The 14,742-nt window shown below is 49.2% G+C and carries 16 protein-coding genes; 3 read left to right on the forward strand and 13 right to left on the reverse strand.

Annotated elements, in window-relative coordinates; all coding sequences use genetic code 11:
• Positions 1–94 precede the first annotated feature (94 nt).
• A complete protein-coding gene (gene miaA / locus H6760_03275) occupies positions 95–1,000 on the forward strand; it encodes a tRNA (adenosine(37)-N6)-dimethylallyltransferase MiaA (protein USN53171.1) in 906 nt (301 codons plus the stop codon).
• Positions 1,001–1,018: 18 nt separating this feature from the next.
• Here the strand turns inward: miaA and pyrB are convergent, their stop codons facing one another.
• The gene (gene pyrB, locus H6760_03280; protein USN53172.1) at positions 1,019–2,488 is read right to left on the reverse strand and encodes an aspartate carbamoyltransferase; all 1,470 of its coding nucleotides are present in this window, start codon (positions 2,486–2,488) and stop codon (positions 1,019–1,021) included.
• Between the two features lie 393 nt (positions 2,489–2,881).
• On the opposite strand from pyrB, the gene H6760_03285 reads away from it, so the two are divergent.
• Positions 2,882–4,021 (forward strand): Na+/H+ antiporter NhaA, encoded by a 1,140-nt coding sequence (locus H6760_03285; GenBank protein ID USN53173.1) that lies wholly within the window; start codon positions 2,882–2,884, stop codon positions 4,019–4,021.
• Between the two features lie 44 nt (positions 4,022–4,065).
• Here the strand turns inward: H6760_03285 and H6760_03290 are convergent, their stop codons facing one another.
• From H6760_03290 to H6760_03300, 3 genes are read right to left on the reverse strand one after another with little or no spacing between them, the layout of a single operon-like run.
• On the reverse strand, positions 4,066–5,229 hold the full coding sequence (locus tag H6760_03290; protein ID USN53174.1) for a M23 family metallopeptidase: 1,164 nt from the start codon (positions 5,227–5,229) through the stop codon (positions 4,066–4,068).
• Positions 5,230–5,261: 32 nt separating this feature from the next.
• The gene (gene gatB / locus H6760_03295; protein ID USN53175.1) at positions 5,262–6,752 is read right to left on the reverse strand and encodes an Asp-tRNA(Asn)/Glu-tRNA(Gln) amidotransferase subunit GatB; all 1,491 of its coding nucleotides are present in this window, start codon (positions 6,750–6,752) and stop codon (positions 5,262–5,264) included.
• Positions 6,753–6,756: 4 nt separating this feature from the next.
• Complete coding sequence (locus tag H6760_03300; GenBank protein USN53176.1) at positions 6,757–7,446, reverse strand: thymidylate kinase; 690 nt, start codon at positions 7,444–7,446, stop codon at positions 6,757–6,759.
• Positions 7,447–7,565: 119 nt separating this feature from the next.
• Here H6760_03300 and H6760_03305 point away from each other — a divergent pair, with 119 nt between their 5' ends.
• Positions 7,566–9,257, forward strand: a complete 1,692-nt coding sequence (locus H6760_03305) for an FAD-dependent thymidylate synthase (protein ID USN53177.1) — start codon at positions 7,566–7,568, stop codon at positions 9,255–9,257.
• A 369-nt stretch (positions 9,258–9,626) separates the two neighbouring features.
• Here the strand turns inward: H6760_03305 and H6760_03310 are convergent, their stop codons facing one another.
• Genes H6760_03310 through secE form a run of 9 tightly spaced genes read right to left on the reverse strand, consistent with a single transcriptional unit; the run spans position 9,627 to position 14,651 of the window.
• The gene (locus H6760_03310) at positions 9,627–10,226 is read right to left on the reverse strand and encodes an AAA family ATPase (GenBank protein USN53178.1); all 600 of its coding nucleotides are present in this window, start codon (positions 10,224–10,226) and stop codon (positions 9,627–9,629) included.
• A gap of 2 nt (positions 10,227–10,228) precedes the next feature.
• Complete coding sequence (locus tag H6760_03315) at positions 10,229–10,837, reverse strand: type II secretion system protein (GenBank protein ID USN53179.1); 609 nt, start codon at positions 10,835–10,837, stop codon at positions 10,229–10,231.
• A gap of 55 nt (positions 10,838–10,892) precedes the next feature.
• Positions 10,893–11,321: a dUTP diphosphatase gene (gene dut / locus H6760_03320; GenBank protein USN53180.1), complete on the reverse strand. Its 429-nt coding sequence runs from the start codon at positions 11,319–11,321 to the stop codon at positions 10,893–10,895.
• A 1-nt stretch (position 11,322) separates the two neighbouring features.
• Positions 11,323–11,799, reverse strand: coding sequence for a cytidine/deoxycytidylate deaminase family protein (locus H6760_03325; GenBank protein USN53181.1), 477 nt, complete (start codon positions 11,797–11,799; stop codon positions 11,323–11,325).
• A gap of 5 nt (positions 11,800–11,804) precedes the next feature.
• On the reverse strand, positions 11,805–12,491 hold the full coding sequence (rplA, locus tag H6760_03330) for a 50S ribosomal protein L1 (protein USN53182.1): 687 nt from the start codon (positions 12,489–12,491) through the stop codon (positions 11,805–11,807).
• A gap of 23 nt (positions 12,492–12,514) precedes the next feature.
• Positions 12,515–13,483 (reverse strand): hypothetical protein, encoded by a 969-nt coding sequence (locus tag H6760_03335; protein USN53183.1) that lies wholly within the window; start codon positions 13,481–13,483, stop codon positions 12,515–12,517.
• Between the two features lie 4 nt (positions 13,484–13,487).
• A complete protein-coding gene (gene rplK, locus H6760_03340; protein USN53184.1) occupies positions 13,488–13,913 on the reverse strand; it encodes a 50S ribosomal protein L11 in 426 nt (141 codons plus the stop codon).
• A 2-nt stretch (positions 13,914–13,915) separates the two neighbouring features.
• A complete protein-coding gene (gene nusG / locus H6760_03345) occupies positions 13,916–14,461 on the reverse strand; it encodes a transcription termination/antitermination protein NusG (protein USN53185.1) in 546 nt (181 codons plus the stop codon).
• A gap of 4 nt (positions 14,462–14,465) precedes the next feature.
• Entirely contained in the window at positions 14,466–14,651 is a 186-nt protein-coding gene (secE, locus tag H6760_03350; GenBank protein USN53186.1) for a preprotein translocase subunit SecE, read from the reverse strand.
• Between the last annotated feature and the right edge of the window lie 91 nt (positions 14,652–14,742).

Genomic DNA, 14,742 nt, shown 5'->3' on the forward strand with positions numbered 1-14,742 from the left:
AAGATGCGGAACAAGGCAGCAACCGCACCTGAATCAAGGGAAAAATAATCTACACCTACAAGCTTCTGGCTCGCTCAGAAGCTTCTTCCTAGCTATGTCCCTCACACAAGTTATAATCATCCTGGGCCCCACCGCCTCTGGTAAATCATCTCTGGCTATTGCTCTGGCTAAGCGCTTCAAAGGGGAAATTATTTCCGCTGACTCTCGCCAGGTCTATCGTGGTCTTGATATTGGGACAGGCAAAGTGACAAAGAGAGAGATGCAAAGTATCCCCCATTATCTCTTGGATATTGCTAGTCCAACACGACAATACACTGTAGCGCAATTTCAAAAAGAGACTCAAAAGACTATTCGCAAGATTACTCGAAATAATAATTTGCCTATCATCTGCGGTGGCACTGGTTTTTATATTGATGCAGTTGTTTCTGGTACAACACTTCCAGAGGTAAGGCCGAATAAAAAACTGCGAAAGCAACTGGTCAAAAAAACACCTGCGCAACTATTTCATATGCTGCAAAAGCTTGATCCTATTCGAGCGAAAAGTATTGACCCTCAAAATCCCGTGCGTCTGATTCGAGCAATTGAAATTGCCCAAAGCCTTGGCCGCGTACCTCAACTTCACGTAAAATCTCAATACGACGCATTGAAAATTGGTATCACTCTATCAAAAGAAAAACTGCACGATAACATCCATCGTCGTTTACACGCTCGGATGCGGCAAGGCATGCTGGCCGAAGCAAAACGTTTGCATCGTCAGGGTCTAAGCTATCGTCGCATGGAAGCACTTGGTTTGGAGTATCGCTATCTTGCCTATCACCTGCAGGGTAAATTAACAAAAAGTGAGATGCTGCAGCAGCTGGAGAAAGCTATCCAGCACTATGCCAAACGACAGATGACCTGGTTCAAGCGGGATAAAAATATACATTGGGTGAAAAGCGCCAAAGAGGCACAGGTGCTTACCAGGCAGTTTCTCAAAAAAGAAAACTCTCCCCAGTCCTAGACCAGGGAGAGCACATGTTCAGTCAACCAGCACTTCCCTCCTATCAAAGTGCTGTTCGCAGTAGTGGCAGGCCAGGACTTCCCGCCCTTCTCCGTTCACATGAAAGTGAGGATAGAGCGCTGCCTCCGCATCACACCTGGTCACGCAAGCCGGGTTGGGACAAGATCCGATACCGGTGATCTCACGCACGGTCGCCACCCGCCGCTTCGTTAGCACACCATCACGAATTTCGTTGATGGTCACTTGAGGCACCAAGATGCCGATGGCAGAGAGCTCCCTTGCATTCAAGAAAACATCTTCCAGCCGGAGCGTATCCTTCTTGCCGCCCTGACCATTAGACCGCAGTCCCTGATCAAGTCCCACGTAGTGCGCATTTGGATCCAGACCGAGCACCGACTGAATCCTCCTGCCAAAACCTACAGGCAAATGATCAAGTACCGTCCCGTTACTGATGGGCAAGAAGCGCTGCTGCGCCAACTGCTTGCGAGCAATCGCTTCATCAGCCGACCCACTTCGCACATCCTCGATCTCCGGCCCAATCACCTCAAGAGGTGTCTCCGCACAGCGACTATGGAGCGCCTCATTCAAAAGGGCCATCCTGATCGGCACGCCGTTCGCTGCCTGAGCGTCGATGATGACTCGTGGGTCACCGAGGACAGAAGGATGAATCTCATTGTCACCGATCGGCAGGGGGTGCATCACCAAGACCTTAGACCCAAGCATGTCTAGGGCCGCCTGGTCAATCGTGAAACGACCGGCAACCCTGTGGTATTCGTACTCGCTCGGGAAACGCTCTCGTTGCACCCGAGTCGCATAGACCAAGTGGCACCCTGCCAGCGTCTCCAAATCACTCGCCACGGTGACATTGTACATGCCTCTCGTATACCACCACTGCAACTGTGCTTCCGGTGCTGAGACTAGTACAATCTCCACACCCTCTAGCAGGCGCAGTGCGCGAATCAAGGAATGCACCGTGCGAGAATACTTGAAATCACCCACGAAACCAATCTTGAAACCATTCAGTCGACCCAAATGGCGCCGAATGGTGTAGAGATCAAGAAGGGTCTGGCTGGGATGCTCATTCGCACCGTCGCCAGCATTGAGTACGCAGAGTTGCATACCTCGCCGTGCAGCCATCTCAGCCACCCAACGAGGAGCACCCTCCACTTTTGTCCGCATCACCAGGGCTGACCCATTGTAGCCGCAGAACATTCGTGCGGTTGCCCCGAGTGTCTCCCCCTTTACCAAGGAAGTTCCCTCGGCCCCTGAGGTCAGCACATGCGGCAGACCCAGCAGACGCGCTGCCTCCTCGAATGATCCGGCGGTCCTAGTGCTCGGCTCTCCAAAGAGAAGCCGCACAACACCTTGATCGCTAACACTCGGCAAAGGCTCGCCCTTCTCCCAAGTCATTCGATAGGACTCAGCACTTGCCAAAACCCCATCGATGAAAGGAAGATCGAAATCACCAACCGAGATCACATGCTTCACTGCTTGCCTCCTTGTCAACCCAAGCAACAACTTCGATGTTAAACACAGAAGGTTCACTCCTGTGCCCTCTAGAAGAACTGAGTCCCGCGTACCGAAGCATCAAGAATGCTCCCGGGTACGAAATCTATTTAACCCACATGAACCCATATGCGACTCACTGGGTTATGCGGAGGTATGTCAACGAGCACAAAAAATCCGCCACTGGGCGGATCAAATCAGCCTTATTGCCTCCGAAATATCTGGTACAGAGTATTTCATTCCTACGAGAGTGTAAACCGGACAACCTACAGCGTCAAGTGGAAAAAGTAAATGATTGACATTTCCGCAAAAATGCCCTAAAATGCGCCCGAACTTGAGCTATACGAGGCTCCGCAACACCGAGGGAGGGTTTGTATGCGGCAACTCAGCCGTGGTATTGATTTCTTGTTCGAGAACTCGATCTTTCTCATTCTATCGGCCGTGATTGCCCTAATCTGGGCCAATCACGACTACGAGGCCTACGAGAACTTTGTCTACCCGGTGCACTTCTGGATCAACGACGTCGCCATGTGCTTCTTCTTTGGCATGGCGGCCAAGGAAATCTGGGAGTCTTTTCTCCCGGGAGGCGCGCTGTCATCACCCAAACAAGCATCCCTTCCGATTATCGCCACACTCGGCGGTATGACTGGACCTGCAGTGCTCTACCTCATCTCCTGCAGTCTCTTCAAGTTGGAAGTGCTGCAGGTTGGGTGGGCAATTCCTTGCGCCACCGACATCGCCTTCTCCTACCTCTTCGCACGGATGATCTTTGGCAAAGGACATCCGGCAATCCCCTTCCTGCTCCTCCTCGCTATCGCCGACGACGCGCTCGGACTCATTGTCTTGGCAGTCTTTTACCCCAACGGCGATGTCTCTCTGCTGCACTTCCTCGGCTGGGTAGCTCCTGCCATGGGAATCGCCTATGTCATGCGTCGCAAGCGCGTGCTCAGCTTCTGGCCCTATCTACTGATCCCGGGAGTCATGAGCTGGTACGGCTTCTTCCGCGGCGGCATCCATCCGGCTCTGGCCCTAGTGGTCATCGTCCCGCTGATGCCAAGCGCCAAAGCTGACCTGGGACTCTTTGCGGAGAACGAGGAAAATCGCCAAGACACCCTGGACCGCTTCGAGCACTGGTGGAAGAAACCTGTCGAGCTGATTCTTGGTCTCTTCGGTCTCGTGAATGCTGGAGTACTCTTTGGCAACGCTGGCATCGCTACTGGCATCGTGATGGTCTCATTGCTGCTGGGCAAACCACTGGGCATTACCATCTTTACGCTGATCGGCATGGGCTTCGGCCTGAGTCTACCGCGCAGGATGTCGATGCGAGACGTCATCGTCCTTGGCTCTGTTGCTGGCGTAGGATTCACCGTTGCGCTCTTTGTAGCCACGGTGGCTCTGCCAGCCGGACCTCTGCTCGATGCGGCCAAGCTGGGAGCCCTTGCCTCCATGCTAGCCGCTGTACTTTCTCTCATCTTGGCAAAAATGCTGGGCGTCCGGCGTATCAGCCAAGCCTAAATCTCAACCCGAAGCCACGGACACTCGTTCGTGGCTTCTTTCTACTACAATGCTAAGGGATTAACCCAAGGAGTGAGAGCGGCCTCACTCTGTACATAGCCAGCAATATCAGTCACAGACCCTAGGTGAATACCAAAGTGCAAATGCTTTCGCTCACCATCAGTTTCGCTTGTTCCACCTTTCCCTAAATATCCGAGCTCTTGTCCAGCCAGCACCTGCGCACCAAGCCTTGGTAAACTGTCTGGCGCAATATGTCCATAGACTGCGGTGTAGGTCTCGCTCTGCCATTGAAAGCGTAAAACAAAAACACCGCCGTATCCTGAGGCAGTGCGTGAGAGGATGATTTCCCCGGGCCCAATTGCCCGCACTGGTATAGGAATATCATCGGTGTCACCAAACTCAACATCAACAGCAGTATGAAAACCACTGAATCGTTCGGGTTGAACTGGAGAGTTTTGCGCAGTGATGTACTGACCAAAATGTTTCAAGGTTATACGATCACGAAACTGCTCAATTGGTTCAAGGAGATGCGCAGTCGGAAGTGCTGCAGTGTCAACGACAAGTGACTCTAAAAAACGATCATACACGGACTGATCTAAATCTGGGTGTTTGGCAATGACATAAAAAACCGAGGGGCTATCATCACTCACTCGCACATCAGTTACCATATGTCGTTGATTACGCCAAGCTGGTTGGGCAGGAAAATTTCCCACCCCGGCCTTTTTCTCAATGTCATAGCGCACTGCTGGACGCCCAACAACCGTTAATTCTTCACGTGAGTGAATAGTCACTGTGGAAAGCGTAAGAAAATCGTTGGCAGTGAAGCTGCGTAAAAAGATTTGTGATTGCGCCAACGTGTTCTCACCCGCTGCGGCTGGGTCGTAAATATTGAGTGCGGCAATTTCCTTGACGGCCTCAGCTTGCCAAGTTGGAGGAATCTCTGCGCTAAACTGAAAATCAGCGCTGCTATCACTTAGCTCCTGGGCAAGTAAGACTTTAGTGCTTGGTCGGGTTGTAGGATCAGTGATCTCAGTATTTATATCAGCCACATCCTCATCCACATTCACTGACTCTTCAGCATTTGGTAAACCAGTTAACCCTACCACTACAACGATAACTGCAACTATAGCAACAACGGTCCAGATGGTAGAAAACCCTCTAGGCGATTCGGCTCTATGCTGCGTAAATAACCAAAATCGACGTAGCATTGACTTTAGCATAGCATAGGAATGAAGAAACTCTAAGCGCTTGTCAAGCGTTCTTCAAGAAGCTTTTCTAAGACTTTAGGGTCAGCTCTCCCCTGTGTCTCTCGCATAGCCTGGCCCAGGAAGAACTTGAGTAAAGCGATTTTACCTTTGCGATACTCTTCAGCTTTCTCTGGATGCGCATCGAGCACTTTTTGCACCACGTCTCGTAAAGCACCCTCATCGCTCACCTGCCCTAAACCTTTCTGCGCGACAATATCAGAAGGATCGCCACCAATTTTTACCATTTCCTCGAGAAGTTGTTGAGCAGCCGGCGCATTGACCGCACCTGATTGCACAATCTTCACATACTCAGCGAAATTCTCTGGTGTGATATCTTTAGCATTCGACACTTCATTGCGAAGTTTTTCATAGCGATGCACAAGCAGATTGGCAACTTGCTTGGCATACTTTCCTTTTTCCTGCTCCCAAACCAGCCCCGGCTCGTTCTCTGCTTCCATCCAAGCGCGCAGCTCTGAAACAACCTCTTCAGCAAATTTCCCTAAATGCTGGTCAGTCACTAAACGCTCTATCACTTCGACCGGGAAGCCTAATTCTGACTGATAACGCTGACGACGTGCAGCCGGAAGCTCGGGCATAGCAGCAGCAATTTTTTCGAGATACTCAGCGCTAAAATGTAGAGGTGGAATATCCGGCTCAGGGAAATAGCGGTAGTCGGCTGCTTCTTCTTTCGTACGCTGCTCGACTGTTTCATTCTTTGTCTCTTCCCAACCGCGAGTGGCTAACTGCATCGGCGGCATGCCTGCCTCCCATAATTTTGTCTGACGCTCGACTTCAAAAGTTAACGCGCGCTCGACTGAACGGAAGGAATTCAGGTTTTTAATCTCGGTTTTGGGATAGAGCTCAGTATCACCCTCTGGACGCAATGAAATGTTTGCATCAACACGCAGTTGACCTTTTTCCATATCAGCATTCGATACGCCAAGGTAACGCATGAGTAAGCGTAATTCAGTTAAGAAGATGCGCGCTTGAGCTGGGGTCTGAATATCCGGCTTGGTGACAATCTCAGCTAAGGGGGTGCCTGCTCTATTAAAATCGATTTGCGTCATCTCCTGACCCGGTTCGTGTAAAAGCTTGGCTGAATCCTCTTCTAAATGCAGACGCTCAATCCGCACCCGATGCGCTTGCTCGCCCTCAACCACATCCAGGTAACCATTCTCCCCAATCGGCTGATCCAACTGAGAGATTTGATAACCTTTCGAGAGATCGGGGTAAAAATAGTGTTTACGGTCAAACTTTGACTCAGTGTTTATTTTGCAGTTGAGGCCGAGGGCAGCCAAAACTGACCAGTCAATCGCTTGCTGATTAGGCACAGGGAGAGTACCTGGCTGCGCAGTACAAATCTCACAGATAGTAGTGTTGGGGGCTTGTCCTTCACCGGTATTATCACAAGCGCAAAAGAGTTTGCTCTTCGTTTTTAGCTGTACGTGAATTTCTAATCCAATAATTGTTTCGTAGGTAGCCATGAGATTATTTTAGCACTTCTTGTACAGTCTTCCAGACTTGCTCAGCAATATGTTCGCGATCCTGCATCACGCCATTTTTGGTACACGTTATCACCTTCCAGGAAAAACGTGCTGATAAGCGATGCGCCATTTCCCAACTCGTCTGCTGATGACGTTTATTCTTTTCCAGACTATCGACAGCCTTTCCGCCCAGGTAATTACGATGACCTTTTGCTCGTACGAGCTTACGTCCTATGGTATGCGGCACGGAGAGAAAAACAGTCAGATCAGGCTTGAGCACTCCAAGTATGTGATACTCCATTTCTTCTAACCAATGGAGATACTCCTTCTGCTCCAAAGCTGTTTGAAACTTGGCCGCCTGATGCATCATGCTTGAGGAAGTATAGCGATTACAGACAACTACTTTCCCTTGCGCTAACCATTTATTCAACTGATCCTTTGCCTGCCAACGATCAAGTGCATACAAGAGTGAGGCAAGATAAGGATTCACTTTTAGTGTCGGTCCAAATTTGCCCTGAATGAATTGACCGACCATGGCCCCAAAGAAACTTTCATCATAACGAGGAAAATCAGCTAAGGCAGTCTGATACCCCTGCTTTTTTAGACGCTGAATAAGGAGACCAGCTTGCGTTGCCTTGCCAGATCCATCCACCCCGTCGAGTACGATCAGTTTTCCGCTTTGCTTCTTTTTCACAGGCCAAGTTTAGCATACGCAAGAGCCAAATTCCAAGTTTTTTATCCAATGATGCATCACTTGAAAAAAGCTGTAAAAACACCTACAATCCCCATGCTTTTCCGCTAATGATTCCACCCATGCCTACATTCACACCCGAAGAAATCGAAGTGCTCAAAAAGTATATCACCGACCCCACGGGTGATGTTTTTTGTATTAAAAACATGCCTGGTCTGGTTGGAGCAGCCTATGCCCGCTACAGCCGTGCCCGTGGCGGATTTCGAGAAGTACTACTCAAAGAATTTATTAGCGAAGGGGTGGTAGACGCCGAGCATGCGGAAGATCTTATCGAGCGTGTCTTAATTGCCTATGGCGATGATTCAGTTGGCGAATTAGAAGGCGCTCACATCTCTTTTGAAAATATCTCCATACTTGCCACGAAAGAAATTGAAGAATGTCGCATTGGTGGCTCCCCCATCGAGCAATCCACTCGTTATGTTTTCTACGACCAAAAAGATGCGCAGGGAAAATATAAATACATTGTCCCGCCTGAACTAGAAGGAAGCGATTTAGCAAATGAATATACCGAGGCCATGGACTTCCTCTTTGACACCTACTGCCGCCTCATCGAACCCATGAAGGAATTTTATAAGAAGCGATTGCCCCTGAAGCAAGCTGAATATGATGTGCTAGGAAATGGCAATAAGCAGCACTATGAAGAGCTGGAAAATGAAAAAGACCAAAAAGCCTTTAAGACAACTTATAACATGGATATTCGCACAAAGGCCTGCGACACTTTGCGCTATATCCTCCCACTAGCAACGACCACCAACGTCGGTATTTTTGGCAATGGCCGATTCCATCAAAGCATGATCTCTGCTCTACTCTCCAGTCATTTTCGAGAAACCCAAAGGCTGGGCGATGCGGCTTTGCGAGAGCTGAGTAAAATAATTCCGGTCTATGTGCGGCGCGCCAAGCGAGATGAATATCGCACCACGATTGAACATGACATGGAACGCTTAGTAAGCGACTTACTCGCCAATGTGGAGGCAGAAACCCCGACTGAAGAAATACACCTTATGGACGAAGGCGAGGCGTATATTGCGAAACATTTGAACGGCCAAAGCGACCCTGCGGCGCTTCGTCAAGCTATAGCCCGATATCGTGATACTTCCCTCCTGGCCCACATCCTCTATGCCTACGCCCAGCATCCTTTGTCACAGCTAATGGATTTTGTTGAGCAACTTTCAGAAGAAAAACGTAAAGAGATTATTGATACCTACATTGGTCAGCGCCGCACCCGTCGTGACCGCCCTTATCGTGCTTTTGAAAGCGGCTACCCCTACACCTTTGACCTGGTTACCGACTTTGGCAGCTACAAAGATCTCATGCGCCATCGCATGACCACGCAGCTACGTCAGCGCTTCTCGCCTGAGCTGGGCTTTGCCATGCCGCAAGATATTATTGAGGCAGGCTTCAGCGAAGAGATTCAGGCTTGTCATGAGCGCTCACAAGAACTTTATCGCAAGCTAGCCAAGCAACTTCCTCAGATTGCTCAATATGCTGCCCTGCACGGCTCTAAAGTGCGCTGGGTGATTGGGATGAACGAACGAGAGGCCTATCACCTACTTGAACTCCGCACCACTCCACAGGGCCATCCTGCCTATCGTAAAGTCGGCCAGGAGATGCACAAACGTATTCAGGAGCGTTCAGCTTGGCGCGCCGCCCGTATGAGCTTTGTTGACCACAACAGCTACACCTCTGCTCGCGGCGACTCAGAGGCAAAGCAGCGAGTCAAAGAACGCAAATACGAAGAAACGCACGGCGCCTAACTAAAAGCGCTGAACCGAGCAAAGGCTTGCCCTTCAAGAAAAGAACTGCTAGGGTGGTTTTGTTCTTTCCGGTGTTGTGGATGAAGTCTGGCGAAGTCTTAGGACTCGCTGGATATACGTAGAGTCCCTTTTTCCCTCTCATTCGGGGTATCTCGTATCCGAGCTTAGGATCTGTCCGATGGACTAGGGAAATACCCTCCTTACGCGGGACAGCGCGGTTTCCTGATGTGAGCCCATTGTCTGATTGTCTCCCCCACTCTCACAAGGTCGGAGAGGAGCGATCACGCAAGTAACTCACAAGATCGGCACACCAGGCCCTCGGCATTCACAACAAACCACCCCTTGCTCTGTCCAAGCAGGGGGTGTTTTCTATCCTTCGAGCTTCTTCAACACTGTATCAACTTTTTGATAAAGCTCATCCTGCCCTCCATTATTCTCAATCCGATAATCTGCCATTGCAACACAGCGATGAATGTTCTGTTTATGCGGATCATCGCTTCGCATCTCCCGCTCCTCCTCAGCTACAAACTCCGCAAAGGTGACGTTATCGGTATCAGTTAATCCCCGCTTATACAAGCGCTCATAACGCAGCTTTTGATCAGCATCTAAAGCAATAACCACGCCGCCCATTTTTTGCACTGCCTCCACTTCAGCTGGCACGCGGATGCTCTCCACAATCACCCGGTCAGATTCAGCTAAACCCCTTCGGGCCATAGTGGCGATAACATAGTCAGGACCAAACTGCCGCCGCAAATCATTTCCTACCTGCACCAACATATCACGGTTTTCTGCTAAGCCGCGCTTTTGAATTTCGGCGCGAATAAATTCACGTGCTGAGTAATGTTGATACCCTTTTTGAATGAGATACTCCGAAACAGCACCTTTACCAGCTGCCAGCGTGCCGGTCAAACCAATGAGTTTTGGAGCCGGTTTAGGGATTTCTGCCGGACGAGTTGAGATGCATACCATACTTAATCGGTATTATGGTCAACCAGGCAGAATGGGGGGTTGCCTCCACTTCGCTCAAAATAGAGTGGCGCAGTACCGCTATCCCCTTCGGCATACTCTAAGCTCTTTTCAATACGACAGTGCATTAAATATGACTGCACGTTATTCACATCTCGCTCAGATTGCTGCACCACATAGCGGCAATTATATGGCGTGTCTTGTACCTCTTGGCCAAGCGGATCAAAAAAGCCCGTGATGTTGATGTAGTCTGGATAGAGAATATCGAGGAAACCGTCTGAGGCAGAATTCTCAAACTTCAGGTTTGGATAATTGCCAGTGCAACTGCCATCCAGCTGTGTGTAACCATAGTGGAAGTGAAAATAGTTGTTCCCGGCTGGAAAGGTATAGGTTGCACCGCCCACTCCGAGTCTTTGACCCGGATAACGCTGATTGTCGTCATAGTACAAAACTAAAGCATCAGCAAAATCATTGAGCCAAGATACCCGCTCAGTATCCCTGGTCTTGGCCCGAACCGTTTCGTAATTAAGTGCAATGACAATACTCGAGAGGATGCCAATAATAGCGATAACAATGAGGAGCTCAATTAAGGTAAATCCAGAAGTGTTTTTCATACGCTAAAGTACACTCAGTATATCATGAGTTACTCTACTTGTAAGAAAGGCCAGGTTAACTACGACCAGTGCTTCCGAAACCACCCTCACCACGGGCGGTAGCTGAGAGCTCGGCTGCTTCCTCAATTTCTACATGACCGGACTGGAATATGAGGAACTGCGCGATACGCTCACCCTTTTCTACAGTGTAATCCTCACCACTAGTATTCAGCAGCATCACTTTAATTTCACCGCGATAGCCAGGATCAATCATGCCGCCAAGGATGGTAATGCCGTGCTTGAATGCCAATCCAGAACGATCCCAGACAAGACCGACATGACCTAAGGGAATTTCAAAAGCCAGCCCGGTGCCAAAACCGCGCGCTTGTCCAGCAGGAATCACACCTGCCTCGGTTGTGCAGAGATCAATCGCCGCATCTTCTTCACCATGTGCATACTCTGGTAACTTCGCATCCTCGTGCAGTTTCTGAACTCGTACTTTCATATTATTTTTCCTCTTTAGCTAATTGACTACGATACTGTCTATATTTCACTCCAGCAGCATCAAGTATGCGGCGAGAAGCAACCCAAACCGGCCGGTCGTGATTGCGATCGCTCTCAAATACCACTTCCTTAATTCCTGTTTGCACTATTGTTTTAGCGCATTCATTGCATGGGAAAAGTAAGCAGTAGAGAATTCCACCCTTGGTGCTCTGATTTGCGTTGTAGATAGCGTTCTCCTCAGCGTGGACCACATAGGTATTTTTCACGTTGAGAAAATCACCTTCGCTATCCCAAGGGAAATCGTGCTCAGTCCCCCGCGGCCAGCCATTATAGCCCATACCGACGATGACGTTGTCTTGATTTACAATCACCGCTCCGGTCTGGGTAGACGGATCCTTGGAGCGCTGGCTAATCACATGCGCCATCTGCATCAGGCATTCGTCCCAGGAAAGATAGTTTTCTCGTGGAGGACGCGCCATCGGGTTTAATCCAGGCTTACTTTGATGCCCGGCCCCATTGAGGAGCTCAGGGTCACTGACTTCATGAATGTGCCCTTAGCCTCGCTTGGCTTTGCTCGACGTACTGCGTCAACAAAAGCGTCAATATTCTCGCGCAGTTGTGCGTCAGCGAAAGAAACGCGACCAACTAGTTGATGCACATTCCCAGTGGTGTCAGAGCGGAAAGTAGCTTTACCTTTTTTCAAGGCCTTCACTGCTTCAGCAGGGTTTGCAGTAACTGTTTCGTTGCGTGGGTTTGGCATGAGACCTTTTTGTCCAAGCGTCTTCGCAATTGGACCAAGTGCTTTCATTAAGGTTGGATGCGCAACTGCGACATCAAAGTTTGTCTTATTGGTGGTCTTAATTTCCTTTACCAGCTCTTCACCGCCAACCACATCCGCACCAGCTGCTTTTACCTCTTCTACCATATTCGCAGGCACAAAGGCGGCCACTTTTAAGGTCTTGCCAGTGCCGTGGGGCAACTGCACTGTACCACGGACAATTTGATCGGCCTTTTTAGCATCAATGCCGAGACGGAAATGCAGCTCAACACCTTCATCAAATTTTGTAGATGCTTGGCTTTTAATAAGTTGCAGCGCCTCATCAATAGTGTAAAGCTTGGCTGCTTCAATTTTTTCATTATTAGCGTTATAGCGCTTTGATCGACTGCTCATACAATACTTTCAGGATTCAAGAATTAAGAAGTAACTGACGGGTTCGATGCGTCTGGACTTAGGTCATCCTCATCTTTGCGCACCCGCATCCAATGATAGAGGAAGAGTGGCAAACCAACTAAAAGGAATGGAATGCTCACGGAAAGCTCGTTCTGTATCCGGCTCGGTCGAGCGTTTTCTTCAACCTGAGCATAAGCGGCATCGTAATCAAGCAACCACTGCTTAGCTAGCTGCACATCAGCTTCGCTAAACTCACAAGCCTCAGCACAATCAATCACTGACTGTACGCCCTGCGACTCGAGAGAGTCTGGCCGCGCAACAACTGCCACTGATTGATTCTCATAGCTTTCTGGATAGATCCAGGCCCGTAAAGCGGTATTAATGAGGAATCCGCTTGAAATCACGATTGCCAAGAGTCCAACGAGAGAGAAAGACCAGTAATAAATCGCTCGGGTGACATGCGGCGAATCAGTCTGCTTTTGCTCATTCTTCCGCACCATGCGCCAGTGCAAGAAGTAGGTTATTCCGGCAACGATCAAGAGAGAAATTGCCGTAACCAATGCCATTGGATTCTGAGTCGTGGAATTATCCTGAGACTCTTGCCATTGCACGTAGCTTGATTTCCATTCGGTAAATGCGGTTGCATTATCGCCTTCAAAAGCGCAATTCTCACTGCAGTCCAAAGTAGCACTACCAAGCTTTGTTTCAGGCAAATACATGCCAGGAGGAACATTCGCACCGTACTCTACGCCGTCGGCCTCAGGCAAAAAAGTTGCCTTGGCACCAAGATTGAGCAGCGTAGCTACCGAGAAGGTAATAATCAACAAAGTGACAAAAGATACCAAATACAGGTAGATGTGCTTCACAATTGAAGCCTTTTTGCCACTGCTTTTTGTGTCTTGTCCAGCGCCAATGAAAAAAGCAATCGCCGTTATGGCCGTGAGAGCTCCACCAATTGGAATGAGCATAATGAGGATCGCTTCGCTTGGCATATGGTTATCCTTCTATGGTAATACCCATGTTACGGGCAGTACCCTCAATGATTTTCATAGCTGCTTCGATATCGCGGGCATTCAGGTCAGGCATTTTCTTTTCGGCGATTTCTCGCACCTGTGCTTTGGTAATTTTGCCCACTTTATTTTTTAACTGATCACCGGAACCTTTTGGCACGCCAGCTGCTTTGATAATTAAGACAGAGGCCGGTGGAGTCTTTAATACAAAGTCAAAGGTGCGGTCTTCGTAGATGGAAATGACTACCGGGGTAGTCTCCCCCATCCGATCGCGAGTCGCATCATTGAATTGCTTCACAAAGTCGCCAATGTTGACGCCATGTGGTCCGAGCGCGGTACCGACTGGTGGCGCTGGTGTAGCTTGTCCCCCAGGGATCTGTACCTTTACTTGTGTCTTCAGTTTCTTTGCCATAGTTATAATTTCTTAATCTGGAGAAAGTCGAGTTCAACGGGAGTTTCACGGCCGAACATTGAGACGAGGACCTTTACCTTACCTCGTGCTTCATCGACCTCAGAAACTTTACCTTCAAATTCCTTAAACGGACCATCAACGATCCGGACCGGACTACCCACACCCACGTCAATCTTATACTTCGGTTCTTCAACACCCATACGGCGTTGCAATTCCTTCACTTCATTTTCAGAAATTGGGGTCGGGGTCGTACCAGTACCTACGAATCCAGTTACATTCGGTGTGTTACGCACCACGTACCAGGAATCGTCAGTCACAATCATCTCCACCAAGACATATCCTGGGAAGATTTTTTCTGTCACTACTTTACGTTTACCGTTTTTAATACGGATTTTGTTCTCGGTCGGAATCAAGACGCTAAAAATCTTGTCTTCCATATCCATGGATTCGATACGTTGTCGCAGGTTGCGAGCTACGTTTTCTTCGTATCCGGAGTAAGTGTGGAGCACATACCAACGGCGCCCCATTTGCAGTGTCTGCTTTGGCATATCCTTATGTTAGGAAAGTTTCCAATAGAAAGTTTAAAGTATAGTCGACAATCCCTAAAAATGCAGCCACGCCTAGACTGACAGCAATAACCATCAGGGTATGGCGGGTAGTTTCACCGCGAGTCGGCCAGACGACCTTTTTTAGCTCGTCACGCGATTCACGGATGTAATTTACTAGGTGAAATGCCACTATTGAAGCTCTTAAAAACCGCCCAATCCGGGCAGATGTCCACAGGATACGATATTTTTACCAAGTCGTCAAGTAGTCTCGGTAAACCATA

It is taken from the genome of Candidatus Nomurabacteria bacterium (genome assembly GCA_023898465.1).
In the GTDB taxonomy this organism is placed as follows: Bacteria; Patescibacteriota; Patescibacteriia; order HK-STAS-PATE-3; family HK-STAS-PATE-3; genus HK-STAS-PATE-3.